This window comes from Thermosyntropha sp., from assembly GCF_017656155.1.
Taxonomy (GTDB): Bacteria; Bacillota; Syntrophomonadia; order Syntrophomonadales; family Syntrophomonadaceae; genus Thermosyntropha.
This window is the reverse complement of the sequence record NZ_JACDOH010000002.1, coordinates 313,087-339,707: the sequence shown is the minus strand read 5'-3', so window position 1 is coordinate 339,707 and position 26,621 is coordinate 313,087. Positions and strand designations below refer to the sequence as shown.

Annotated in this window: 24 protein-coding genes and 1 other annotated feature; of the genes, 21 read left to right on the top strand and 3 right to left on the bottom strand. The window is 39.2% G+C overall.

Annotated elements, in window-relative coordinates:
• Positions 1-54: 54 nt before the first annotated feature.
• From H0Z36_RS03505 to motA, 3 genes are all read right to left on the bottom strand, one after another.
• Positions 55-1,920 (bottom strand): long-chain fatty acid--CoA ligase, encoded by a 1,866-nt coding sequence (locus H0Z36_RS03505; RefSeq protein ID WP_296863841.1) that lies wholly within the window; start codon positions 1,918-1,920, stop codon positions 55-57.
• A 239-nt stretch (positions 1,921-2,159) separates the two neighbouring features.
• A complete protein-coding gene (locus H0Z36_RS03500; protein ID WP_296863840.1) occupies positions 2,160-2,915 on the bottom strand; it encodes a flagellar motor protein MotB in 756 nt (251 codons plus the stop codon).
• Positions 2,916-2,918: 3 nt separating this feature from the next.
• Entirely contained in the window at positions 2,919-3,635 is a 717-nt protein-coding gene (gene motA / locus H0Z36_RS03495) for a flagellar motor stator protein MotA (protein WP_296863875.1), read from the bottom strand.
• Here motA and H0Z36_RS03490 point away from each other — a divergent pair.
• The 21 genes from H0Z36_RS03490 to polX all read left to right on the top strand — a co-directional run bounded on the left by H0Z36_RS03490 (position 3,523) and on the right by polX (position 26,554).
• A complete protein-coding gene (locus tag H0Z36_RS03490) occupies positions 3,523-3,783 on the top strand; it encodes a hypothetical protein (protein ID WP_296863877.1) in 261 nt (86 codons plus the stop codon). The genes motA and H0Z36_RS03490 overlap by 113 nt on opposite strands.
• Positions 3,784-3,941: 158 nt before the next feature.
• The gene (locus tag H0Z36_RS03485; RefSeq protein WP_296863839.1) at positions 3,942-4,862 is read left to right on the top strand and encodes a putative sporulation protein YtxC; all 921 of its coding nucleotides are present in this window, start codon (positions 3,942-3,944) and stop codon (positions 4,860-4,862) included.
• Positions 4,863-4,947: 85 nt separating this feature from the next.
• Positions 4,948-5,550 (top strand): DUF445 family protein, encoded by a 603-nt coding sequence (locus tag H0Z36_RS03480; protein WP_296863874.1) that lies wholly within the window; start codon positions 4,948-4,950, stop codon positions 5,548-5,550.
• Between the two features lie 39 nt (positions 5,551-5,589).
• Positions 5,590-7,500 carry a threonine--tRNA ligase gene (gene thrS / locus H0Z36_RS03475; RefSeq protein ID WP_296863838.1) on the top strand — a complete coding sequence of 637 codons (1,911 nt, stop codon included), beginning with the start codon at positions 5,590-5,592 and terminating at the stop codon, positions 7,498-7,500.
• A gap of 190 nt (positions 7,501-7,690) precedes the next feature.
• Positions 7,691-8,290: a translation initiation factor IF-3 gene (gene infC, locus H0Z36_RS03470; RefSeq protein WP_296863873.1), complete on the top strand. Its 600-nt coding sequence runs from the start codon at positions 7,691-7,693 to the stop codon at positions 8,288-8,290.
• Complete coding sequence (gene rpmI / locus H0Z36_RS03465) at positions 8,290-8,487, top strand: 50S ribosomal protein L35 (protein WP_296863837.1); 198 nt, start codon at positions 8,290-8,292, stop codon at positions 8,485-8,487. The genes infC and rpmI overlap by 1 nt, the downstream gene beginning before the upstream one ends.
• A gap of 19 nt (positions 8,488-8,506) precedes the next feature.
• Entirely contained in the window at positions 8,507-8,863 is a 357-nt protein-coding gene (gene rplT / locus H0Z36_RS03460; protein WP_296863836.1) for a 50S ribosomal protein L20, read from the top strand.
• 95 nt (positions 8,864-8,958) lie between these two features.
• Positions 8,959-9,747 (top strand): RNA methyltransferase, encoded by a 789-nt coding sequence (locus H0Z36_RS03455; RefSeq protein WP_296863835.1) that lies wholly within the window; start codon positions 8,959-8,961, stop codon positions 9,745-9,747.
• 165 nt (positions 9,748-9,912) lie between these two features.
• Positions 9,913-10,141, top strand: a binding site (T-box leader).
• 105 nt (positions 10,142-10,246) lie between these two features.
• Positions 10,247-11,269, top strand: a complete 1,023-nt coding sequence (gene pheS, locus H0Z36_RS03450) for a phenylalanine--tRNA ligase subunit alpha (RefSeq protein WP_296863834.1) — start codon at positions 10,247-10,249, stop codon at positions 11,267-11,269.
• A gap of 12 nt (positions 11,270-11,281) precedes the next feature.
• Complete coding sequence (gene pheT / locus H0Z36_RS03445; protein WP_296863833.1) at positions 11,282-13,333, top strand: phenylalanine--tRNA ligase subunit beta; 2,052 nt, start codon at positions 11,282-11,284, stop codon at positions 13,331-13,333.
• Between the two features lie 103 nt (positions 13,334-13,436).
• Positions 13,437-15,107, top strand: a complete 1,671-nt coding sequence (locus H0Z36_RS03440) for a nucleoside kinase (protein ID WP_296863832.1) — start codon at positions 13,437-13,439, stop codon at positions 15,105-15,107.
• A gap of 299 nt (positions 15,108-15,406) precedes the next feature.
• On the top strand, positions 15,407-16,114 hold the full coding sequence (locus tag H0Z36_RS03435) for a response regulator transcription factor (RefSeq protein ID WP_296863831.1): 708 nt from the start codon (positions 15,407-15,409) through the stop codon (positions 16,112-16,114).
• Positions 16,107-17,882, top strand: a complete 1,776-nt coding sequence (gene pnpS, locus H0Z36_RS03430) for a two-component system histidine kinase PnpS (RefSeq protein ID WP_296863830.1) — start codon at positions 16,107-16,109, stop codon at positions 17,880-17,882. The genes H0Z36_RS03435 and pnpS overlap by 8 nt, the downstream gene beginning before the upstream one ends.
• A gap of 132 nt (positions 17,883-18,014) precedes the next feature.
• Complete coding sequence (locus tag H0Z36_RS03425; protein WP_296863829.1) at positions 18,015-19,934, top strand: long-chain fatty acid--CoA ligase; 1,920 nt, start codon at positions 18,015-18,017, stop codon at positions 19,932-19,934.
• Between the two features lie 168 nt (positions 19,935-20,102).
• A complete protein-coding gene (locus tag H0Z36_RS03420; protein ID WP_296863828.1) occupies positions 20,103-20,966 on the top strand; it encodes a phosphate ABC transporter substrate-binding protein in 864 nt (287 codons plus the stop codon).
• A gap of 235 nt (positions 20,967-21,201) precedes the next feature.
• A complete protein-coding gene (gene pstC / locus H0Z36_RS03415; RefSeq protein ID WP_296863827.1) occupies positions 21,202-22,149 on the top strand; it encodes a phosphate ABC transporter permease subunit PstC in 948 nt (315 codons plus the stop codon).
• Positions 22,136-22,972 carry a phosphate ABC transporter permease PstA gene (pstA, locus tag H0Z36_RS03410; RefSeq protein WP_296863826.1) on the top strand — a complete coding sequence of 279 codons (837 nt, stop codon included), beginning with the start codon at positions 22,136-22,138 and terminating at the stop codon, positions 22,970-22,972. Before pstC ends, pstA begins: the two co-directional genes overlap by 14 nt.
• A gap of 27 nt (positions 22,973-22,999) precedes the next feature.
• On the top strand, positions 23,000-23,761 hold the full coding sequence (pstB, locus tag H0Z36_RS03405; protein ID WP_296863825.1) for a phosphate ABC transporter ATP-binding protein PstB: 762 nt from the start codon (positions 23,000-23,002) through the stop codon (positions 23,759-23,761).
• A 14-nt stretch (positions 23,762-23,775) separates the two neighbouring features.
• Complete coding sequence (phoU, locus tag H0Z36_RS03400) at positions 23,776-24,453, top strand: phosphate signaling complex protein PhoU (RefSeq protein ID WP_296863824.1); 678 nt, start codon at positions 23,776-23,778, stop codon at positions 24,451-24,453.
• A 142-nt stretch (positions 24,454-24,595) separates the two neighbouring features.
• Positions 24,596-24,874, top strand: a complete 279-nt coding sequence (zapA, locus tag H0Z36_RS03395) for a cell division protein ZapA (RefSeq protein WP_296863823.1) — start codon at positions 24,596-24,598, stop codon at positions 24,872-24,874.
• A gap of 6 nt (positions 24,875-24,880) precedes the next feature.
• Positions 24,881-26,554 carry a DNA polymerase/3'-5' exonuclease PolX gene (gene polX, locus H0Z36_RS03390; RefSeq protein WP_296863822.1) on the top strand — a complete coding sequence of 558 codons (1,674 nt, stop codon included), beginning with the start codon at positions 24,881-24,883 and terminating at the stop codon, positions 26,552-26,554.
• The last annotated feature ends 67 nt before the right edge of the window (positions 26,555-26,621 follow it).

Sequence of the window (26,621 nt, the reverse complement as noted above, 5' to 3'; positions counted from 1 at the left end):
TAATTATATCAAAAAGATAAAAATATTTGTATCGAAATATTTGAAAGTAGAATTTTATTCTTCATACATTTTGTCTATAATTTCAGAATATTTTTTATTAATTACTTTTCGCTTTACTTTAAGGGTTGGGGTAAGTTCTCCGTCTTCTTGGGTTAATTCTTTAGTCAGCAGGGTGAATTTCTTAATTTTTTCTACCTGTCCTAACGAAGCAGTCCGGTTTTCTATAATTTCTTCGTACATTTTTATTATTGCAGGGTTGTTTACCAAGTCCTCCCGTGAATTGTATTGGATGTTGTTCTTTTGGCAGTAGTCTTCCAAGACAATAAAGTTGGGAACAATCAGTGCAGAGATGAATTTTTTGCCTTCACCAGTTACAACAATTTGCTCTATGAAAAGCTCATCGCCAAACAGGCTTTCAATCTGTTGGGGAGATATATTTTTGCCGCCGGCGGTAATTATAATATCTTTTACACGATCGGTGATTTTGATATAAGTAAGTATTTCTCCGTTTTTTTCTATTTGTTCTATTTGTCCTATATCGCCGGTCTTGAACCATCCATCGTCAGTAAAACATTCTTTAGTAGCTTCAGGTTTTTTGTAATATCCCAGCATGCACATAGGCCCTTTAAGCTGAATTTCTCCTTCATCGGAAATCCGTGCTTGGCAAAGGGGAATCATAGGTCCGCATGCTCCGGGAAGCCCATGATCGTTGAAGCCTACGCATACCGGGAAAAATTCAGTAAGACCGTAACCTTGTATGGTATTTATTCCAAAGGCGAAAAAGAATTCGTTAACATCAGAGGCAAAAGCTGCTCCCCCAACATGATATACATCACAGTGTTCAGTTCCCAGGGTTTTCTGCACTTTAGATATAACCAGCTTTTTGGCCAGTGCATGTTTTATGCGAAGGCTTGCCGAAGATTTTTGGCAGGCGATTTTATTGTGATAAACTTCAAGGGCGGTTTTTTCTGCCCATTTGAAGAGTTTTATTTTTACAGGAGATGCGGTTTTTAAACCTTCCTGAATAGTTCCGTACACCTTATCCCATATTCTTGGAACACTGGTCATAAAGTGGGGTTTTATTTCATTTATATATTCGACAAACTGTTTGGGATCCGGACAGTAGGCAATGCGCATTCCTACTGTCATTGCTCCGTAGGACCACATGCGTTCGAAAACATGGCTCAGCGGTAGAATTGCCATAGTTACATATCCAGGACCAACATGAGGAAAGCGAATTAAAGAAGGATATATGCCGCCCATAAAAGTTCGGTGAGAATGGATCGCCCCTTTAGGTGCACCAGTAGTGCCGGAAGTGTATATGAGAGTTAGAAGATCATCGGGGGTTGCCTCTTGCAGAAGTTTTTTAAGTTCAGCATCTTTAGATGAAGATCTGCCGATTGTGATAAGTTCGTCTAAATATATGCTGTCATCGCCGTTGATTTTGATGTCCCGGTCAAAGGCTATTATTTTTTTAAGATGTGAGCTTTGTTTGATTACCTGTTTTGCTTTATCATACTGCACTTGATCTCCGACAAAAAGAACTTTTATTTCGGCATCCTCAACAATATATAAGGCTTCTTCCACCGAGTTGGTTGCATATATGGGGACTGATACACCGCGGACCGCTAAAATCCCTATATCGGCAATATGCCATTCCGCACGGTTAGCTGAAAATATTCCTCCCATTTCTCCGGGCCGCAGCAGATTAAGTTCCAGGATTCCTTTAGCAACGGCGCATATCTGCTCCCCAAAATCTTTCCACTTAATATGCACCCATTTTCCTTGGACTTTCTGGCTCAGGGCATCGTACTCCGCGAATTTTTCAGTATTTTTCAGAACCAGATTGGCAAGAGTTCGGTATTCTTTGATGAAATCATCCAGTTCTTTTTGGTAGTTTCTTGGTTGGTTTTTGTTCATTATAGATATTCCCTCCCCCTGTATTATTATGCTTCATAATGATTTTATCATAAATATAAAGAGATGTATTATTTGAAGTTAATTTTTACAAATAAATATTTTTTAATTATATACCATTATAAGAGGAGGAAATATTATAACAGGTGTGGCGAACAAGTTATTTGATATAAGTAAATGATAATAGGTAAGTGAATAAAAAAAGCTTCCCTGATTTTTAAACAGGAAAGCATTGAATCAGTTTATTCAAGAGACTGTTTTATCATTTCACTGCTTACCGGATATTTGCGCAGTATAAGGAGCTCTACCCGCCGGTTCAGGGCTCTTCCTTCGACTGTCGCGTTGTTTGCCCGCGGTCTGTATTCGCCATATCCGACTACTGAAAAGCGGGCCGGATCAAGGTCAGGATTCTGCAGCATAAATTTCATAACATTTAAGGCCCGCTGAGTACTGAGTTCCCAGTTGGAAGGGAATTCCGGGGTATGAATAGGAAGATTGTCAGTATGCCCGGAAATCTGAACTTCGTTGTCAAGGCCGGCAAGTATTACCGATAAGTCCCTTAGCACAGGTTCAGCTTCAGGCCTTATATCTGCTTTACCTGAATCAAACAGGGCCAGTTCCTGTATAGTTATCTGCAGTCCCTTGGCTGTTACAGCAGTAGTGATATAACTTTGAAGTCCCTGTTCTTTAAAATAGCGGTCTAACGCTTCTTTATATTGTTCCAGCTTTTGGGTTTCTATAAGGCTGCTGGTAGGAGGGTTTTCCATATTGGGTTTTTTTCCTTCCTCGATTAAGCCCTCCCCGGTAGTCATTATTCCTGGGCCTCCGGCAAATAAAGACTGCAGCATTTGCTTGAATTCCTGGAATTTTTGCTGGTCTACCTGGCTCATGGCAAATAGAACAATGAAGAGCGCGAGAAGAAGTGTAAGCATGTCTGAATAAGGAATGAGCCAGGTTTCATCCATATGTTCTTCATGTTTTTTCTTCATTCTGGCCATCGTTTATTCTTCCTCCAGTTTGCTTCTTTCTTCAGGGGTAAGGAAGACCATCATTTTTTCTTTTATCTGTATTGGGTTGTTTCCGCTTTGCAGCGACACCAGCCCTTCAACTAGCATAGTTTTCAGTATTACTTCTTCTTCCGATTTGCGCTTAAGTTTGGTGGCAAAGGGATGCCACAGGACATAACCGCTGAATATACCAAAAAGGGTAGCAACGAACGCCGCGGAGATAGAAGCCCCGAGTTTATGTGTGTCATCTAAGTGTCCTAAGGCACCAATGAGACCTACAACTGCTCCCATAACCCCGAGCGTAGGTGCATAGGAGCCTGCCTGGGAAAATATTAAGGCTCCAGATTGATGCCTTTCACTCATAGTAGCAATTTCAGTTTCTAAATAATCCCGCAAGAACTGTTCATCCTGTCCGTCAACAATCAGCTGCAGACCTTTTCTTATAAAAGGATCTTCAATTTCAGTTAAACGGGCTTCTAAGGATAAAAGCCCTTCTTTTCTGGCCTGCTGGGCGAGCTCAACAATCAGTTTGACTGCTTCGGCGGGATCCTGCCGTTTAGGTTCAGTAAATATAATTTTGAAAAGGGCAGGTATCCTTTTGATTTCTTTCATTGGAAAGGCATTGAATATAGCTGCTGTAGTTCCGACAAATATTATGATTATAGCAGCAGGGTTGATGAGTATTGCGATATTGGCTCCTTTAGCGATCATTCCGCCTATAAGTGCAAATAGACCCAATAAGATACCTATGATTACTGCAATATCCATAACTTCACCTCTTGATGTTTTTGAAAACCTCTTTAATTATAATGTAAATTTTGTTTTTGTGGCAGATGAGATGGTTAAATTTTTCGACTGATTTCTAATATATTATCGGTAAAAAATTTTTTTCCTGCAGGGTTTTAACAAAAAAATATAATTTTATGCGAGGTTCAGCATAAAGCAGGTATTGAATAACTAAATCATGCTCAACATATAATCATATAATATAGAGTAAACTTTTTCGGAGGTCTATTTATGATTTATGAGTATGAAGTGGCTACAGTAATGAATAAAGATAATTTGGCTGCTGATTTTGATCAGAGGTTATGCTGGATGCGCCAAAAAGGCTATACTGTAAAAATAGATGTAAATAATGGAACTGTTTATGATTTCATGTATTTAAGACTGCAGGGAGAAAAGGGAGATAATATTTTTAAAGAAGAAGATATAATTCATATTTTCCAACATCAAATGGCAGAAATCCTGGCTGAACACATTATTAAGGAATGGGAAGAAAAGCTTATCTGGAAAAAGATTGTAAAGCTGTGCAGAAGATACGGAGCAGAAGAAAAAAAGCAGATTTTTGAAAAAGCTTATAATTTTTTATATCATTTTAATGAAAATGAAAGTTTAAATATGCTTATCAACTTTAATCGTAAAAATCAAATATCTGCCCGTATTTTAGAGTATATTAAAAGAAGCAGCAGAATTATTGTTGATGGGTTTATTAATTTTCGAATGCAGGATTATTTAAAGGACATAAATTATGCGGTGGAAATCGCATTAGAGGAATTTAAAAATGAAAAAGAATTCAACGAATTTGTAAATTTTTTGCGGTGTTTTGTCAATTCTCAGCCCCCTAAAGTTTATGAAGTAAATATTATGGTTAACGATAATGGCGAATTTATTTTCTGGGATAAAGATAAAGGTCGGATAGGATGGAATATAGGTTATTACAATGATCTTTTTTCAGATGAGATAAATTTAGATGATATTCTGGTAAGTGTCTTAATAACTTTGGCCCCCTTAAAGATTGTCTTGCATAATCTCGATAAATGCCGTAAAAATAAAGAAGCACTGGAAATAATAAAGCGGGTTTTTGCCGAACGGATAAATATATGTCTCGGATGTGAACATTGCCAGCCGATGACAAAAGGAAATGATTTACAATTTTGATTTAACTGTTGTTTGAATTTTAGCATTGCGGGACATTGCAAAATTTGTTATATTCGATAAGTAAAAAATAAATAAGGTGATTGAGATGTTCCATCTGGTGATTATACCTCTGGTGAGTGCTTTTATCGGTTATCTTACCAATGTTATTGCGATAAAGCTTATGTTTTGGCCTAGAAAGCCAATTAATTTGGGATTTTTTGTCCTGCAGGGGCTTTTGCCAAAAAGGCAGGCAGATATAGCCAGAAGTGTAGGAGAATTAGTCGAACAGCAGCTTTTTTCGATGGACGAGCTTTTAGATAAAATAGATAATCCGGAAATGCATGATAAGATTACGGACAGGCTTACAGGGATTGTGAAAAATAAGATTGATACAGTGCTTCCTTCAATTTTACCAGGCAAAATAAGCCGGCTTATCACTGATAATTTAGAGCGCATGCTCAGGAAAGAAGTGCCGGGGCTTATAAGGCAGGTTATGGATTCAGGCCGGGATTATTTGACTGAGGAAGTAAAGATAAAGCAGATGATAGAAGATAAGATAAATGATTATGATTTGACCCAGTTGGAAGAGATGATAAAAAGTGTTTCTTCGCCTGAATTGAGGTTTATTGAAGTTTTAGGCGGGGTGTTAGGTTTATTTATTGGACTTGTTCAAGTTTTAATTCTGGTTTTATTTCCTATAGGAATTTAAAGAGGACAAGGCTTAATTGTATCGGGAGGTATACATATAATGGTGAAAATCGAACTTAAAGATGGCAGTATAAGGGAATATCCGGAAGGTATAACTCTTTTGCAGATTGCAGAAGCGATAAGCCCCAAACTGGCAAAAAACGCAGTAGCTGCAGTTTTTAACGGTGCCCTTACGGATTTAAACCGTCAGATTTTTGAAGATGGAACTGTAGAGTTTATTAACTTTGATGATGAAAGAGGTCGGGAAGTTTACCGCCATACTTCCGCGCATATAATGGCTCAGGCGGTAAAAAGGCTTTGGCCGGACACCATTTTGGCTATAGGTCCGGCGATTGAAAAAGGCTTTTACTATGATTTTGACGGAAGTCACAAGTTTAATCCGGATGATCTGGAATTGATTGAAAAGGAAATGCAGAAGATTATCGACGCCGATTATCCGATTGTCAGAAAAGAACTTTCCCGGGAAGAGGCGTTGAGATTTTTTGAAGAAAGAGGGGAAAGGTATAAAGTTGAATTAATAAATGACCTGCCTGAAGATGCAGTTATAAGCATTTATCAACAGGGTGAGTTTGTTGACCTTTGTGCTGGTCCTCACCTGCCTTCAACCGGAAGGGTTAAAGCTTTCAAGCTGATGAGCGTGGCAGGGGCTTACTGGCGCGGCAGCGAAAAGAATCCGATGCTGCAGAGGATTTATGCTACTTCTTTTCCCAAAAAGTCTATGCTGGATGATTATCTGACTAAATTGGAAGAAGCCAAGAAAAGGGACCACCGTAAATTAGGCAAGGAACTGGGACTTTTTGTACTTTTGGATGAAGGACCTGGCTTCCCGTTTTTCCTGCCTAAAGGCATGATTTTGCGGAATGAGCTTGAAAAATTCTGGCGGGAAGAACATATTAAGGCAGGATATCAAGAAATCCGCACCCCTATAATACTCAACCGGGAACTCTGGGAAAGATCCGGACACTGGGAACATTATAAAGAAAATATGTATTTTACCAAAATAGATGATGAGGATTATGCGATAAAACCTATGAATTGTCCGGGCGGAATGCTGGTATACAAACAAAATCTACACAGCTATAAAGAACTTCCTCTGAGAACCTGTGAGATGGGACTGGTGCACCGGCACGAACTTTCCGGGGTTCTGCACGGACTTATGAGGGTAAGGGCTTTTACCCAGGATGATGCTCATATTTTCATGCTTCCAGAACAGATAATTGATGAGATAAAAGGGGTTATCGATTTAGTTGACCGCTTTTACAGTTTGTTTGGTTTCTCTTATCATGTAGAGCTTTCAACCAAGCCGGAAAAGGCGATGGGGTCAGATGAAATATGGGAAATGGCAACTAATGCTTTGATTAAGGCTTTAGAGGAAAAAGGTCTTCCCTATAAGGTCAATGAAGGTGATGGTGCTTTTTATGGGCCCAAGATAGATTTCCACCTTAAAGATTCGTTGGATAGAACTTGGCAGTGTGGAACGATTCAGCTTGATTTTCAGATGCCGGAGAAATTTGACCTTACCTATATAGGTGAAGATGGTGAAAAACATCGTCCGGTTATGATTCACCGGGTAGTCTACGGCAGCATAGAAAGGTTTATTGGCATTCTTACCGAGCACTTTGCCGGGGCATTTCCTGCCTGGCTGGCTCCGGTGCAGGCTAAGGTGATACCGGTAGCTGAAAGACACCATGAATATGCGAATAAAGTGGTAGAGGAGCTTAAAGAGGCAGGAATAAGGATTGAGGCTGACCTGCGCAGCGAAAAGGTGGGCTATAAGATAAGAGAAGGACAGCTCCAGAAGATACCATACCTTTTGGTAGTGGGAGACAATGAAGTTGAAACAAGTTCAGTGGCTGTCCGACACAGAAAATTGGGCGATCAAGGAATTAAGCCGGTTGCTGAATTTAAAGAATTGCTTTTGAAAGAAATAGCTGATAAGGCTATTGTCTGAACATGAAACTTAAAAATTTCAATGTTAAAGGGTAAAAAGGGCTTGTAGCCAGATTTTATATATGATATACTAGTCTAGGTACTAAGCAGGAGCATCGCTTCTCCTCACCTTACAGCTTCGGTTCGTAAGGTTATTGAGATCTCTTTATGGGCTAGACTGTATTTATATGGATTCTTATGCACAAAGAGGGATGGAAGCGAGTTCGTGCGAACTCGCTTTTATTTTTTCAGGAGGTGAACTTCTTATCAGCAAGGATTGGAGAGTTAATGAAGAAATACGGGCTAAGGAAGTAAGGCTTATAAGTGAGACGGGAGAACAGCTCGGCATTGTTTCTCTTAAAGAGGCTCTGGATGTTTCTCTGGAAAAAGGGCTTGATCTGGTAGAGATAGCCCCTCTGGCGAAGCCGCCGGTTTGCCGTCTGATGGATTATGGAAAGTTTAAATTTGAACAGAGCAAGAGGGAGAAAGAAGCACGGAAGAAACAAAAGATAATTGAAGTTAAAGAAATTAAAATGCGTCCTAATATTGAAGAGCACGACCTTATGGTTAAAGCGAAAAATGCACGCAAGTTCCTGAATTCGGGGGACAAGGTCAAGGTCACTATAATGTTCAGGGGCAGGCAGATTACCCATCCCGAATTAGGTGAAAAGTTGTGCCTGCGGTTTGCAGAAGTGTTGTCTGATGTTTCAAATATAGAAAAAAAGCCTAAAATTGAGGGTAAAAATATGGTGATGGTTTTAATGCCGAAACCTGAAAATGAAAAGAATGCAAACAAGAAGGAGGAAGCATAATGCCTAAGATGAAAACCCACCGGGGTGCAGCTAAAAGATTTAAAAAGAGTGCTAGTGGGAAGATAAAAAGAGAAAGAGCTTATGGCAGCCATTTATTAGGCCACAAAACTCCCAAGAGAAAGAGAAGGCTGCGTCAACCTGCACTGGTAAGTAAGGTTGAAACAAAGAGAATTTCCAAACTTTTGCCTTATAAATAAAATACAGGAGGTGTAACTTATGCCCAGAGTAAAAAGGGGTGTAATCAGACATAAAAGACATAAAAAAGTTTTGAAAATGGCTAAAGGCTACTGGGGCAGCAAATCCAAGCTCTATAAGGTAGCCAAGCAGCAGGTGTGGAAATCCGGCAATTATGCTTATGCTCATCGCAAGCTTAAAAAAAGAGAATTCCGCAAGCTTTGGATTGCTCGTATAAATGCAGCTGCCAGAGAAAATGGCACTACTTACAGCCGCATGATACACGGGCTTAAAGTAGCAGGTATAGATATAGACCGCAAGGTTTTAGCTGATTTGGCTGTAAATGATCCACAGGGATTCAAGAAATTAGCAGAGATTTCTAAACAGAGTGTAAAATAAATGAGCTTCGATGTTTAAAAGTATGGCTTTTAGCCATACTTTTACTATATATTGAAATATATTAAAGGGTTTTTATTTTATAAAGGTGTGATGACATGAAAAAGATTACCTCAAAAGAAAATCCTCAGGTTAAACTGGCCTCTAGCCTTAAACACCGCAAGTTCAGGCTTAAAGAGGGATTATTTATACTCGAAGGGAAAAAGATGGTAAGAGAAGCACTTGAATCCTCTGAAAATGCTTTGAAGAGTATTTTTGTATCAGAAAATGTAAGAGAAGAATATGAAAGCTTGGCTGAACAGTATAATTCGGTCAGCTGGTATGTAGTAGATGACAGGCTGATGAAACATATATGTGGGACAGAAACTCCGCAGGGAGTAGCCGGAATAGCCAGGATTCCTTCCTGGGATTTTCATAAACTTTTAAAAAGTGAAAGCTTGATAGTATTAGGGGATAAAATTGCTGATCCTGGTAATTTAGGGACGATTATCCGCACCGCTTTTGCTTTTAATGTCGGAGGTATTTTGCTTACTTCAGGTTCAGCTGACCCTTTTAGCCCAAAGGTAGTAAGATCCAGCATGGGCGGGATATTAAATGTTCCGATATTTACCGATACGGATTTAGGTGAAATAAAGGCTTTTAAAGAAAATGGCTATGTTCTTGCCGGTGCTTCGATTAACAGCAGTCTTTCCTATGAAAATGTTGATTATACTGGCAAGAAAATTATTGTTATCGGAAGCGAAGCCCATGGGATAAGTCCAGAAATAAGGGGTTTGTGTGATGTTTTATTTACGATTCCCATAAATCCTAGGGTCGATTCATTGAATGCAGCGATTGCTTGTGCTATAATTCTTAGCAGGGCCTCTTTGGCAAGAGAAGGCTTGTAGAGGTTATTACGCTATGTTATAATTGTTTTGGGGATTTTGTCCCCCTTTATATAGAAGGGCAGGGGCTAAAATGGGTGAGCAGGTAGACAATTTGTGGATGCTTTTTGAAAAATCAGGTTGTATTATTTATTACCTTTTATATAAAATGTTGATGATGCAATAGTGTTAAAGGCTATGAACAGGAAGAGTAGCCTGCCGGAAACCTTACAGGGAGGCTGTACCGCGACTGGAAGTACGGCTAGGGGGAAAGCAGGTGAATTCGCCTGGGAGCAGCAGGCTGAAATAAGAGTAGGTCTGAACGGAAGTCGCCGTTATCGACGAAGAGTGAGCCCTCCTTTTTTATTTAAAAGGTGGGCTAATTAGGGTGGTACCGCGGAAAACTTTCGTCCCTGAGTGGGAAGAAAGTTTTTTTGTTTTTATAATTTGCTTTGGGATTATCGTATATGTTTTTATTTTTTTAGAAGGGTGCACTTTCTTGTAGTGAGGAGGAAAGGGAAGAATGTTAGAGGAACTTAAAAACATTAAAACTTCGGTGGAATCAAGGCTTAACGAAGTTAAAACTTTAGAGGATCTTAATGAGCTTAAGGTCAAGGCATTAGGGCGAAAAGGGGATATTACTCTTATTTTGAAGAGACTTAAGGATATTCCTCCTGAACAGAGGGTGGAAGTAGGAAAGTTTGCCAATGAAGTTAAAGCATCTTTAGAAAGAATGATTGAAGAAAAGGCTCGTGAACTTAAAAAGTTGGAGCTTGATTTAAGACTGATGGCAGAAACAATTGATGTTACCCTTCCCGGGCTTCCGCTGATCAAAGGGCGCAAACATCCTTTGACTCAGGTTATAGATGAGATAAGGGATATTTTTACGAGTATGGGGTTTGCTGTTGCTGAGGGGCCAGAGATTGAATCAGACTACTACAATTTTGAAGCCTTGAATATTCCGAAAGAACATCCAGCCCGTGATATGCAGGATTCTTTTTATATAACTGAAGAAATCCTCTTGAGAACCCATACTTCACCGGTTCAGGTGAGAACCATGGAAAAAATGGCGCCGCAGATTCCGGTGAAGATTATTGTTCCAGGTCGTGTTTATCGGCGGGATGATGATGCTACTCATTCTCCTATGTTTCATCAGATTGAAGGGTTGGTTATAGATGAAAGGATAACTTTTGCTCATCTGAAAGGGACTTTGATGCTTTTTGCCCAGAAGGTATTTGGAGAAGATGTAAAAGTTCGCTATCGTCCCAGCTTTTTCCCGTTTACCGAACCCAGTGCAGAGATGGATATTTCCTGTGTGATGTGTAAGGGAGAAGGGTGTCGGGTATGTTCTTATACCGGATGGCTGGAAATTTTAGGAGCGGGGATGGTTAATCCGCGTGTTTTAGAATATGGAGGCTATGATCCGGAAAAGGTTAGCGGTTTTGCCTTTGGCATGGGGGTAGAAAGGATTGCCATGCTGAAATATGGGATTAATGACTTAAGATTATTTTTCGAAAATGATAAGCGGTTTTTAACCCAATTTTAGGAGGTTAAAGCGATGGGAGTATCAGTGAAATGGCTTAAATATTATGTGGATTTTGAGATGTCTGCTGAAGAGTTGGCTTATAAGCTTACTATGGCGGGGATTGCGGTGGAAGGAATAGAGAAAAAGGAAGATGATTGGATTTTAGAGTTGGATCTTACCCCTAACCGCGGGGATTGCCTGGGTATGATAAATTTGGCCCGGGAAGTGGCAGCTTTAACCGGAAACGAACTGAAAATTCCTGAGGTTTTTATTAAAGAAAATGAGGAAGATATAAAGGATTACATAAAGGTTAATATCCTTGAACCTGAACTGTGTCCGCGCTATGCAGCCAGGGTAATTAAAAATGTAAAGATAAAACCATCTCCTGAATGGATGCAGGAAATACTGATTAAATCAGGTATAAGACCGATAAATAATGTTGTAGATATTACCAATTATGTGCTTTTAGAAACTAACCAGCCTTTGCACGCTTTTGACTATGACCTCCTTGAAAGCAAGGAAATTAATGTGCGCAGAGCCAGAAATGGCGAAAAGATAGTTACTTTAGATGAGGTAGAAAGAGAATTAGATGAAAATATGCTCCTCATATGTGACGGCGAGCAGGGTGTAGCATTGGCCGGAATAATGGGAGGACAAAACACTGAGATTAATGAAAATACCACAATGGTAATGCTTGAATCTGCCAATTTTGCAGGAGCTAATATAAGGAAAACTTCCCGCAAGCTTGCTTTGCGAAGTGATTCATCCGTTCGTTTTGAAAAAGGTGCCGACCCCAACGGGGTGATTTATGCCATAAACCGGGCAGCATATCTTATCCAGGAATTGGCGGGAGGAGAGGTTGTAGGAGGAATAGTAGATGTTTATCCCTCACCGGTTGAGAATAAAAAGATAAAGCTTAGAACTGATAGGGTAAATTACCTTTTAGGGACTGAACTTACGCCAGATGAGGTTAAAGAATATATTTCCAGATTAGGTTTTAAAATTGAAGATGTTGAGGCAGGTTTTATAGTGGAAGTTCCCACCTATCGCCCTGATATTTCGGTTGAAGTGGATTTGATTGAAGAAATTGCCCGTCTCTATGGTTATGATAAAATTCCGGCTGGTCTGCCGTCAGGAAATACCACTTTAGGAGGGCTCAATCCTTATCAGGCCTTCCGGGAAAATGTCCGCACAATTATGGCTGAAAGCCTTTATGAAGTGGTAAATTATAGCTTTATAAGCCCGGCTTATTTTGACCGGCTTATGCTGTCTGAGGATAGTATTTATCGGAGGACAGTAAAGGTTGCCAATCCTTTGTCTGAAGAGCAAAGTGTCATGCGCACCCTTCTTTTACCCGGGCTTTTAGAAAATTTAAGCCGTAATTTTGCGCGCAAGAACAGCAATTTGGCCTTTTTTGAAATAGGGGCGGTATTTTATCCTACAGAATCCGGACTGCCTGAAGAAAAACTGAAATTGGGAGCAGCCGTATCAGGTAGCAGTGAGATAAACTGGCTTAAACATAAGCTGGCTATGGATTTCTTTTTTCTCAAAGGTATTGTAGAAGATATGCTCAGGCGACTGGGGATAAATGATTATGAGTTCAGGCGGACAGCTCATCCGTCTTTTCACCCGGGAAGAACTGCTGCCGTTTACTGTTCTGGAGAAGAGATCGGGATTATCGGGGAAATTCATCCGGAAGTAGGAGCAAATTTTGACTTGCGGGATAGAGTGTGTGCTTTTGAATTTGACTTGGATAAGCTTTTTGCTTTGAGCGGAAGAAAGATGATGATGGAAAGCATAACTAAGTATCCGGCGGTAGAACGCGATATTGCAGTTCTTTTGAAGTCTGATATAACTGCAGGACAGGCAGTGCAGGTGATAAAGGAAAGTGATGACACCATTCTTAAAGAAGTAGTTGTTTTTGACCTTTATACCGGAGAACAGGTAAAAGAAGGCTATAAGAGCATGGCTTTCCGATTGAAATTCCAGTCTAATGAAAGGACTTTGACGGAAAATGAAGTAAATGAAAAGGTAAATCTGATTTTATCTAATCTGGAAAAGAAGCTGGGAGCTGTGCTCAGATAGAAACAGGAAACCTTTTAAGGCAGGGCTTTTTAATGAAGGAGCCCTGCCTTTTGTTGTGTTATAATAAATAATATTCCTGGAAGGAGGAGAGGGGGAAAAGGCTTTGGATAAGTCAGAAACTGGGGCTATGTTAAAACTCGTGGTAAAGGATAAGGGAGAGTATGAAGTTCCAGCTGGAATTACTTTAAATCAGTTTGTTGCCGGGATAAAAGATAAACTTCATTATCCGGTGACTGCAGCTATTGTTGATAATCAAGCGGTTGGACTGGATTATATTTTTACTGAGGATGCTGAAGTTCAGCTTTTAGATCTTACTAGTGAATATGGACTCAGAGTTTATCGGCGGACGGCAATTTTTATTTTGCTTAAGGCATGTCATGATTTATTTCCGGAAAAGAACATGATAGTCCGGCATTCTCTTTCTAATGGGCTTCTGTGCGAGTTTGTAGAGGGTAATGTTAAGCCGGAAGAAGTTAAGATGGTTGAGGAAAGGATGTCTCAGCTTGTTGAAGATGATTTGCCAATAAATCGCTTTATGATGAACCGTTTTGATGCTATAGAAATTTTCAAAACTCAAAATCAGTCGGATAAAGCAGAAATGCTGAGATTTGTAGATGAAGATGATATATGCATATATGAATTGGATGGATTTTATGAATATTTTTACGGTTATATGCTGCCGCGAACTGGAATGCTTAAATATTTTAAACTTATTCCTTATGATGGCGGAATTATCATGCAGACACCAGAGATGGATTCTCCTTTAAGGATTAAGCCTTATGTGGAGCAGAAAAAGCTGGCTTCAATTTTCAGGGAGTCGAAAAGATGGGCAGAGATGCTGGAAACTCCCCATGCAGCTGCGTTGAATCGACTTGTTGAAGAAGGAAAGATAGATGAAATTATACGAATTAATGAGGCTTTGCATGAGAAAAAGGTAGCTTTAATTGCTGAAGAGATATGCCGCAATGATAAAATCCGACTGGTGCTTATATCAGGTCCTTCTTCATCAGGCAAAACTACATTTGCGCAGAGGCTCTATATTCAGCTTAGAGCCAGCGGGAAAAGGCCGATTACTATTTCTTTAGACGACTATTTTGTAGACCGTGAACTTACTCCCAGAGATGAAAAAGGGGAATATGATTTTGAGGCCTTGGAAGCCTTGAAATTAGATTTGTTTAATGAACATCTTACCCGCCTTATAAAAGGTGAAGAGGTGGAAGTGCCTATATTTAATTTTGTAAAAGGCAGAGCAGAGCCTAAGGGAAGAATGGTAAGACTTCCTGCTGAAGAAGTTATAATAATTGAAGGTATTCATGCCTTGAACGATAAACTTACTTTTAGTATTCCGGCTGAACAAAAGTTTAAGGTTTATGTGAGCGCTTTAACCCAGCTTAATTTGGACAACACCAATCGTATAGCAACTACGGATGCGAGGCTTATAAGGCGAATAGTCCGGGACAGCCGGACCAGAGGGTATAATGCACGTGATACTATAAAAATCTGGCCTTCTGTCCGGCGCGGGGAAGAAAAAAATATTTTTCCTTTTCAGGAAAATGCAGATATTATGTTTAATACTTCCCTGGTATATGAACTGTCGGTTTTGAGGCCTTTTGCCGAACCTTTACTTAAGAAAATAACGTTTGAACATCCTGAATATCATGAAGCGAGAAGGCTTTTGAAATTTTTGGCTCATTTTAAGCCCGTAAAACCTGACGGTGTTCCTCCTAATTCGATTTTGCGTGAATTTATAGGAGGCAGCTGGTTTACCAATTAAGAAAATATAGTTTTAGAAGAGGAAACGGCGAATGGTAGCATAATTTTGTTACGCCGCTTCCTCTTTTGTTTTTAAATATTTGAAATGCATAATAATTAAAAAATTTGTTTCGAAAATAAAATGGTTTTTAATTTTAGAACCGTCCCCAGTTTAAAATAGTTTTTAGTTTCGGAAACGTCCAAGTTAAAATGTAAAGATATTGTAAGTTAAAGGTAAAAAAAGTGCAGGGCTATTTTTTTAAGTCTTTTGACAATATAAGATATAGGTGTAAAAATTATGTTTTATGAGGTGGATATGATATGAAAGGCAAGATATTGGTAGTAGATGATGAGGAATCTTTGGTTCGGCTTATAACCTATAATTTAAACAAAGAAGGTTTTGAAACTTTGAAAGCTTATGATGGGGTTGAAGCATATAATTTGGTAAAGGAAAATAATCCCGACCTTATTATACTTGACCTGATGCTGCCGGAAAGAGATGGATTGGAGGTTTGCAAACAGCTTAGGAGTGAAAATATTAATACCCCTATAATAATGCTTACTGCCAAGGATGAAGAGATTGATAAGGTTTTAGGCCTGGAGCTGGGAGCAGATGATTATGTTACTAAACCTTTCAGTGTCAGGGAACTGGTTGCTCGGGTAAAGGCAGTCTTACGGCGAAAAAATGAGAAAGGCTTGGAACCAGAGACCAAGGATAAAACTGTTGTGGTAGGAAGTTTTACTATAAAACCTGATAGATATGAGATTTTTCACGATGGCAAGCTTTTAGATCTAACTTTAAAGGAATATGAACTTTTAGAAATTTTTTTGCGCAACAGAGGACGGGTTTTGAAAAGGAATTATCTTTTAGAGGTTTTATGGGACTATGCTGATGGAGCCAATACCCGAGTGCTGGATGTTCATGTAAGCAAATTGCGGGATAAGATAGAAAAGGACCCCAAAAATCCGCAGTATATAAAAACAGTAAGGGGGTTGGGCTATAAGTTTGAGGAGGATAAAAATGCTTAATTCTATCCGTTCACGACTTATTGCAACTTATTTAGCTGTAATTGTTTTGATATTAGCGGTGAGCGGAGTTATTCTGTCTCTTACTTTTCGCACTTATTATATAGAAAATGTCCAGTCGAATTTGACTTATGAAGCAGTTTTGATAAGTGAAATGTTTAGTTTTTACCAGCTAGAAAAGGATAATTTTGATGTTTTTCTTAAAGAGGTTGTAGCTAGAGCAGCTAAAGATACTGAAGCAAGGATTACGGTAATAGCAGAAGATGGGAAGGTTTTAGCTGATTCACGGTTTGAGGAAAAGGAAATGGAATCACATGCTGATCGCCCTGAAGTTGTTAAAGCTCTTAAAGATGGAAAAGGTTATGATATAAGGCTCAGCGGTACTGCACGCATTCAGATGGTTTATGCAGCCGTTCCTTTTGCCAGTGGGGATGTAAAAGGGGTTATAAGGCTTTCTAAACCGCTTATAGAAGTCAAAATCCTTTATAAAAATCTTCTTTCTGTTTTATTTTTGAGTATTGCGTTAACTGGCATGGCTGTATTTATTTTGAGCATCGGCATTGCCCGGAGATTTTCTGCTCCTATAAGTGAGATTACTGAAACTGTCAGGGATATTGCCTGCGGTGATTTAAAACGCAGGGTTTTGCATAAATCGGACGATGAACTGGGGGTTTTAGCGGAAGCGATAAATAATATGACCGTTTATCTGGAAAAGACTATTACCGAAATTTCCGAGGTAAAAAACCGTTTTGAAGCGGTTTTGAATAATACAATAAACGGAATATTGATGTTTGATAGTGAGGGAAGGATTGCTTATGCTAACCCGGTTGCTCGGCTGATTTTTGGATTTAAGGATGATTTTATAGGGCGCAAAGGTGTAGAGGTTATTGAGAATTATGAACTGGTGCGGATGTTGGATGAGGCTAAAAACAGGCTTGCCCCGGTGCGCAAAAGTGTTAATTTTTACAGCCGGGGAGAAAAGATACTGGAAGTAAATGTTATACCGGTAATGGAAAGTGAAAATTCGAGTTTAGACAGCATACTGGTAGTTTGTAATGATATTACTGAACTAAAAAGGTTGGAACAGATAAGGCAGGATTTTGTAGCTAATGTTTCGCATGAGCTTAAAACCCCGGTAGCTGCTATAAGCGGCTTTGCAGAAACCTTAATGGAGGAGAAGGGGGAAAATTCGGATAATGTTGAGGAATTTAGCCGGATTATCTATGAGGAGGCTAAACGCCTTAAAAAGATGATTGAGGAGCTTTTAGAACTTTCCCGTATAGAATCAGGTAAGATGCCGACTAGTTTTTTACCAACTGATATTGTAAAAATAGCCTGGGAAGCTGTAGATATTATAAAACAAAGGTTTCCTGAGAGAAGTGAAGATATTGTTCTGAGAAGTGAAGAAAGGAATTTAGTTGTAGAAGCAGATGAGGAACAGATAATGCGCATAATTCTTAATTTGATGGAAAATGCTGTTTATTACAGTCCGGCAGGAACTCCTATAACCTTAAGCATAAGCAGGGAAAATGAATATGTCAGAATTGAAGTAAAAGATGAGGGGGAAGGAATTCCGGAAAAAGAGATTCCCCGCCTTTTTGAAAGATTTTACCGGGTAGATAAAGCACGCAGCCGTAAGACAGGGGGAACTGGTTTGGGACTCGCTATTGTAAAACATCTTGTGGAAAATCATCGGGGAATGGTAAAAGTCAGAAGCCGTCTGGGAGCAGGTTCAGTATTTTCAGTAGTTTTACCTTTAAAACAGAGTTGAATTTTTTGTATTACAGCTTGCCATAAGGTAGGCTGTTTTTTTATAATACAACAATTTAGGAAAATTAATTATACAAATTTGAAATATATTTATGATAAAATGTAATTAGATTGATTTAAAGGGGGAAGGGAAATGGTAAAAAGAGAACATATGAGGGTTTGTACAGTGCCGCAAATGTTTAATGAATCAGTTATAAAATATGGAGAAAGAAAGTGTCAGTGGTTTAAAACTGGATCTGATACTACTTCATTTTTGACTTATTCCGAAGTTGGCATGATTGTGCGGGATTTGGCTGGAGGACTCTTAGCTTTAGGGATGAAGAAACACGATCGGGCAGCTATAATGTCTTATAATTGTCCCCAGTGGCTCTGGGCTGATTTCGCTATTTTGTGCAGCGGTGGTATAACAGTTACGATTTATCCTACTTTGTCTCCCAAGGAAATAAAGTTTATTGTAAATAATTCCGGGTCAAAGTTTTTGTTTGTCCGGGATGAAGCAGGAATAGAAAAGGTTATGCAGGTCATTGAAGAAATGCCGGTTTTGGAAAAAGTCATAGTTATGGAAGAAAATGTTTCACTTCCAGCTCATCCTATGTTTATTCATTTGAAAACTTTAAAAGAGATTGGTATGCGCTATTTGCATAAAAATTCTTATGCATATGAAAGGGCATGGCATGGTATAAAAGTATGGGATCCGGCTACTATAATATATACTTCAGGAACTACCGGTCAGCCTAAAGGTGCTGTACATACCCATCAAACTATAATGACGGCTATCCAGGCAGATAATAACAATTTTGCCCATGCTGGATATATGATAGATGAAAATGATATAAACCTATCTTTTCTGCCTTTATCTCATTCCTATGAAAGACAATGCGGACAGATGGTGTCGATAAATGCCGGATGTACTATTGCTTATGCAGAAAAGCCCCAGACTGTTTTGGCTGATATTCAGCTCTTTAAGCCTACCTGGTTTTGCTGTGTTCCCCGCATTTTTGAACGAATATATATGGCTATAAGGGATGCAGCCGGTACTACTCCCGAGGGGAAAGCTGCATTTGAAAAGGCTGTAAAAATTGGGCTTAAGGTAATTGAAGAGCGTTCTGATGAATACGGATGTGTAGATATGGGGTTTGATGTAGATTTGCTGGAGGGTTTGCCTGAAGATCTTAAAGAAGAGTATAGGTGGGCTGATCAGGCGGTTTTCAGCAAGGTCCGGCAGCTTTTGGGTGGAAATTTTAGGGTTGCTTTCTCTGCTTCTGCTGCCCTCCCGGCTGATCTTTGCAAGCTCTTTATGGCGATGGGAATAAGGATATGCGAAGGATACGGACTTACTGAAACTATGAATGCTGTTAACTTCAACAGCTTAAGAGCAGTAATGCCCGGTTCGATAGGACCTACCCTGTATTTCAGTGAAGAGAAAATTGCTGAGGATGGAGAGCTTTTAGTAAGAGGCGGGACAGTATTTTTAAGTTATTATAAAAATCCTGAAGCTACTGCTGAAGCCTTTACCGAAGATGGTTTTTTTAAAACCGGCGATATAGCAGTAAAATTACCCAACGGTTACTATAAGATAATTGACCGAAAGAAGAGCATAATGGTTTTGGATACCGGTAAAAATGTGCCTAGGGCCAAGGTGGAAAGCAAGTTTGCCACTGCCAAGTATATTGAGCAAATATGTGCAGTAGGTGATAACCGGAAATTTGTAAGTGCCGTTGTGGTGCCTAAATTTGACTATATTATTAATCTCTTGAAAGCTAAGGGAATAGAGTTTGATCAGTCGCAGATTATCTATGAAGGGGAAGGGGAAGAGAGAATTTGTGTTAAGGTAGGGGATGATTTTGTTAAGCATGAAGAGGTAAGGAAGCTGATTGAAGAAGACATTGCGGCTGCCAATGAGGAACTGGAAGATTATGAAAAAATAAAGAAATATCACATATCTAACCGCCGATTTTTAGAAAGCATGGACGAGGTTACCCCTACTTTGAAGAATAAGTATCGTAATATAATTAGGAACTTCAGCAAGGAAATTGAAGAACTCTACCGCTGAGTCAAAAACCAGCCCGTTTTTCAGTTAAATCTGAGAAACGGGCTTTTTATTTTTGCGCATATTTTACATTTTGTATACGGAAAATTTAGAAAGAATGAGCGGCAGTTTTACACAGACCAGTTATTCTTAAGGCAGACGGAATTTAAAAAAATTGAAGGAGGCAAAAAAATGAGAACCAAAAAAGGGAAAAAAATTATCAGTATTTTAGCTTTAAGCATCTTGCTGCTAGCTGCTCTGTGGGTAGGAGGATGCGGACAGAAGAAAGATGCAGAAAAAGGCGAAAACGGACAAACAGAAAAGCTTTCTGGAAGTATTACTGTTGCCGGTTCAACTTCAGTTCAGCCGTTCAGTGAGGTTTTGGCTGAAAAATTTATGGCTGATAACCCTGATATCCAGATTAATGTGCAGGGCGGTGGTTCCAGTCAAGGTATAGCTGCAGCAGCTTCCGGAGCAGCTGATATAGGCGCCAGTTCACGTGAACTTAAGGAAGAGGAAAAAAAGCAGGGGCTTAAAGAATATGTGATTGCTTATGACGGTATTGCGGTTATAGTTCATCCTTCTAATAAAATCGACAACCTGAAAAAAGAAGACATTAAGAATATTTATTTGGGGAATATAACTAACTGGAAAGAGGTGGGAGGAGATGATGCTCCTATAACTGTAATATGCCGTGAAGCAGGTTCAGGAACCAGAGGTGCATTTGAAGAGATTGTAATGGAAAAAGAGGATATTACCAGCAAGGCAATTATTCAAAACTCCACCGGTGCAGTCCGAACTACGGTAGCTGGGGATAAAAACGCAATAGGTTTTGTATCTTTACCGGCTGTAAACGATGAGGTAAAGGCAATTAAGGTAGATGGGACTGAGGCTAATAAGGAGAATGTAAAAAATAAGAGCTATAAGATTGCAAGACCGTTTATTTATCTGACTAAAGGAGAACCGACTGGAGCGGTAAAAGCATTTATCGACTTTGTTTTGAGCGATGAAGGGCAGAAGATTATTGAAGATGAAGGTGCTGTAAGGATAAAGTAATCTTTGCTAAAGTAGCACGGGCACAGACAGGGCTGTGACCCATAAAACCAAATGCTAAAGAGACTGCATGCTGATGCAGCTCTAAGGCGAGTATGAGTTTTAAGCCTGCTTTGGTTACTGGCAGGCTTTTATTTTGTTTTTTACATTGGTTTTACAATAAATAAAGGTTCGATTAAGTGAAGATTAACAGTGGCATATTAAGATTAAACAAGAAATTGACGGGGTTGGTGATATTATGCCTGATTATACGATTGTAGAAAGTGTTAAAAATAAATTTAATATTGTTTGTGCCTGGCAGGAAAAGTATAAAGACAATATACCTAAAAGCAACAGTGAGTTATGGATTGAAAGGGTTTTGATCCTCAGTGCCGGTATTTTTATCTTAGCTATACTTTTGATAACCTTATTTATTTTTGCCAAGGGAATACCTTTAATAGCAAAGACAGGAATATCTGAATTTCTTTTTAATACTGAATGGAATCCTTTAAAAGGGAAGTTCGGCATTGGAAGCATGTTTATAGGATCACTAGCCGTAACTTTTGGTGCCCTTTTGTGGGCAGTACCTTTAGGATTGATAACTGCTGTTTTTATGGCAGAGGTGGCACCAGTTAAAACACGGGATATTTTAGGCAGTTTTATTGAGCTTTTGGCTGGCATACCTTCTGTAGTTTACGGTTTTTTTGGTCTTATCGTGGTGGTGCCTTTTATAAGAGAAAATTTTGGCGGAAGCGGCATGAGTATTCTGGCAGGAGTTTTTATTTTAGGTATCATGATTTTACCTACAATAATTAATATTTCACGTGATTCTATACTGGCTGTACCCAAGGAATATAAAGAAAATTCGCTGGCTTTGGGGGCTACCCATTATCAGACGATAAGACGGGTAATCATTCCGGCCGCCAGATCGGGAATAGTTACTGCAGTTGTTTTAGGAATGGGAAGGGCTATAGGTGAAACTATGGCTGTAGTTATGGTAACGGGAAATGCAGCAATTGTCCCTGACAGCATATTGTCACCGGTGAGAACTATGACCAGCAACATAGTTTTGGAAATGGGTTATGCGGCAGGAGACCATCAGGCAGCCCTTTTTGGCACAGGAACTGTTTTGTTTATTTTCATTGTTGTTCTTAATTTAGTAGTTGATATTTTTGCGAAGGCAGGTATTAGTAATGAGAACCGTTAATTTGCGCGAAAAATTGCTGACCGGAGTTTTTTGGCTGGCTGCTCTGGCTATAGCGGCTATTTTGATGGTAATTATAGGTTATGTTGTTTTGAAGGGGATTTCTTCGGTGAATTTTGAATTTCTTTTCAGTCCTCCAGCTAGAGCCGGCAAAGAAGGTGGAATTTCAACCACAATTATAAGCACCCTTTATTTAGTTTTAGGGTCGCTTGTTCTAGCAGTTCCTATTGGGGTTGCCAGTGCAGTTTATTTAGAAGAGTATGCTCATAAAAACAGCCGTTTTGCTTATCTGGTAAATTTGACGGCAGAGACTTTGGCTGGTATTCCTTCTATAGTATTTGGACTTTTTGGTTTTGTATTTTTTGTTATTTTTTTAGGTTGGGGCTGGTCGATTTTATCTGGTGCTATGACTATGGCAATTATGATACTGCCAACGATTACCCGCACTTCCCAGGAAGCAATTTTGGCGGTTCCGCGTGAATACAGGGAAAATAGCCTGGCTTTAGGTGCAGGAAAATGGCAGACCATAAGAAAGATAGTGCTTCCTTCTGCTCTTCCAGGAATTGCAACTGGTATTATTCTTTCCATAGGAAGAGCAGTAGGGGAAACGGCTGCTCTTCTTTTAACTGCCGGAAGTTCTTTGGGAATGCCTGCAAGTGTTACTGATCCTGCCCGGACTATGGCAGTGCATCTTTATATACTGGCTATGGAAGGAATATCGATGGAACGCGCTTTTGGAACCGCTTTTGTCATTATCTTGTTTATTGTGATTATTAATTATGCGGCTCATTATGGAATGAAGCGTTTATTTCCTTTAAAGAAGTAATTTAATGATTGATTTGAGGTGGATATTATGAAAAATATCATAAAGATAAAAAGCAGGGGATTAAAGGTTTTTTACGGAAATTTCCAGGCGCTTTATGATATTGATATGGATATAGAAAGCAATAAGGTTACTGCATTAATCGGCCCTTCCGGTTGTGGAAAGTCAACATTTCTTCGCAGTATAAACAGGCTCAATGAATTAATCGATGGGGTTAGGATTGAAGGACAAATTTATATAGATGATAAACCTGTATATGAAAAAGATGTAGATGTAGTTGCACTTCGCAAAAAAGTAGGTATGGTTTTTCAAAAGCCTTCTGCCTTTCCTATGTCTATATATGAAAATGTTGCTTATGGCCCGCGAATTCATGGCATAAAAGATAAAAGAACCCTAGATGAGATTGTGGAGAAAAGTTTAAAGGCAGCCAATCTATGGGATGAGGTTAGGGATCGTTTGAAATCACCAGCTACCGGTTTATCAGGAGGACAGCAGCAAAGGCTGGTTATCGCCCGTGTTTTGGCAGTAAATCCTGAAGTTATTTTAATGGATGAACCTGCTTCAGCTTTAGATCCTGTTTCTACTGCCAGGCTGGAAGAGCTTATTGCAGAGCTTAGAACTGATTATACGATTGTAATAGTTACTCATAATATGCAGCAGGCAGCCAGAGTTTCAGATTATACCGGTTTTTTCTTAAATGGAAGGCTTGTTGAATATAATCGGACTGATGAACTTTTTGTCAACCCGCGGGATAAGAGAACTGAAGATTATATAACCGGAAGGTTTGGTTAAAAGGAGGAGTTATTGTGGTTGCTGAAAATCTGCAAAATGAACTTAAACGCTTAAAAGAAGAGATTTTAAAGATGGGAAGGCTTTTGGAGGAACAGGTTTATAAATCTGTAAAATCTCTGGTTGATAAGGATTTGAATCTGGCCAATGAAGTAATTGCCAGAGATGACCTTATCGATCAAATGGAATTCGATATTGAGAAGAAGACCTTGGGGCTTATAGCCTTAAAGCAGCCTATGGCCCGGGATTTAAGACTTATTGCTACTATTTTGCGCATGATAATTGATATGGAGAGAATGGCAGACCATGCAGAAGATATAGCCAGAATTACAATTGCCCTTTATGAACAGCCTTATATAAAAAGACTAATTGATATTCCGCGCATGGCGGATATAGGACAGGAAATGATTAAAAAGGCTTTAGATGCATTTATATATGAAAATGTTGGGACGGCTATGAGTTTAATACCTATGGAAGAAGAGATGGATGCCCTTTATGAGCAGATTTTCAGGGAACTCCTTTCCTATATGATGCAGGATCCCAGAACTATTACACAGGCTACCGAACTTCTGTTGGTAGCTGGCCATTTAGAAAGAATAGGAGATCATGCCACCAATCTTGCGGAAATGGTGATATACATTGCAGAAGGGCGCCGGATAGATTTTAATGAACTGGCCAGAAAAAATAGAGACTGATTTGTCTTAAAACAGCATTTGGGATTAGTGCCTAAATGCTGTTTTATTTTATCATCTGTCCCTTTTTGTTTATATCCCGGGAAGGAAAAGATATAATGGTTATAGAAATAAACCGTGACTGCAAGAGGGGGAGGCATTTGTTTTGGACAACAGCAAGGGAAATATTAATAAGGTTAATGTAGAAATTTTTGGTGAAAATTATGTGGTAAAAGGGGAGGAGAGTCCGGAGTATATTGAAATGCTGGCTGCTTATATTGATAAAAGAATGAGGCTTATTCATCAGCGCAATCCTAACTTTTCAACTGCTAAAATTGCGGTATTGACTGCGCTTAATCTGGCCGATGAACTTAATAAGTTGCAGGATGAATATGACAAGTTGCTTAAGAGATTTGAAGAAGAAAGAAAGAACAGGATGGGGTAATTATATATGACTAATCGCCAGGTTGCAGATATTTTAAATCGTATAGCCGACATACTTCAGATAAAAGAAGAAAACCCTTTCAAGATCAGGGCTTATCGTAATGCTGCCCAGTCAATATATTATTTGGATGAAGATCTGCGTTCTCTATATAAGAAGGATAAAATAGGAGATGTCCCAGGGGTAGGTAGGGCAGTAAAGGGAAAAATTGAAGAGCTTTTAGAAAAAGGAAGTATGGAATATTATGAAAATCTTTTAAAGGAAGTGCCGCAAGGCGTTCTGGAAATGTTGTCTGTTCCCGGCATAGGACATAAAATGGTTAAGCTTATATATGAAAAAACCGGTATCGATAATATCGATGATCTTCTGAAAGCTGCCGAAGAGCACAGGCTGCGAGAAATTCCCGGAATAGGTGAAAAAACTGAAGAAAATATTAAGAAAGGAATTGAGATGCTTAAAAAGAACAGAGGAAAGGTTAATCTGGGAATAGCCCTGCCGCTTGCTGAGAAGTTTCGGGATTTTCTGCTGGAAGATGAAAGGATTTTGGCTGCTTCGGTGGTAGGCAGCCTGCGCCGGGGAAAGCCATTAGTCAACGATATAGATATACTGGTAGCAGCTGAAGACTATCTGGCAGTTCATGAGAAAGCAGAGCAGTTTACGGAGATTAAGAAAATAAACAGGAAGGATAAAGAGAATGTAAGCGGCAAGCTTATTTTTGACATAGATTTTGAGCTTATAATAGTTCTCCCTGATGATTATTATCATAGTCTGGTATGGACGACTGGTTCCAAGCCTCACCGTGCAGTTTTATTTTCAGAAATTGGGCGCAGCAGTTTTAGGGGAGCTGTTTCGGAAAAAGAAATATATGAAAAGCTTAATATGCAGTTTATACCTCCTGAGCTAAGGGAAAATCGAGGTGAGATTGAAAAAGCGCGTTTAAATGAGCTGCCTGTTTTAGTTGAGTTAGGGGATATAAAGGGAGATTTACATGTTCACTCTGATTGGAGCGATGGTGCCCATGAAATAATGGAAATGGTGAGAAAGGCTAAAGAAAAAGGATACAGCTACATGGCGGTGACTGATCACTCTAAATCCCTGCCTATAAGCGGGGGACTTGATGAAGAGAGGCTTTTAGCCCAAGGTAGGGTTATTGATGATTTAAACCTTAAAATTGAAGATTTTAAAATTCTGAAAGGGATTGAAGTTGATATTTTGAAAGATGGAAGCCTGGATTTCAGTGATGAGGTCCTGGAAAATCTTGATATAGTTGTAGCTTCTGTTCATTCAAATTTTAAGATGGATAAAGAAAAACAGACAAAGAGGATACTTAATGCCATTAAGAGTGGAAAAGTAAATATTATTGGGCATTTGACGGGAAGGCTTTTAAATCGGAGGAGCGGGTATGAACTGGACATAGATGGAATACTTAAAACAGCTGCCCGTTATAATGTAGCTTTAGAGATAAACTCTCATCCGGAAAGGTTGGATATTGATGAAGAAACTGCTTTTAAGGCCAAGGAATATGGAGTAAAGATAGCGATTAACAGTGATGCACATAATAAAGAAGACCTTGATTTGATAAGATATGGGGTAATTAATGCCCGGCGGGGATGGATTACCCCTGATGATGTAATTAATACCTGGCCTTATGATAAACTTGTAAAATTTTTAAAAAAGGAATAAAAGGCTGTAAAGCCGGGAATAAACCTTTATAGACTGGCGAAATAATAAGCCATAGAATATTATTAAG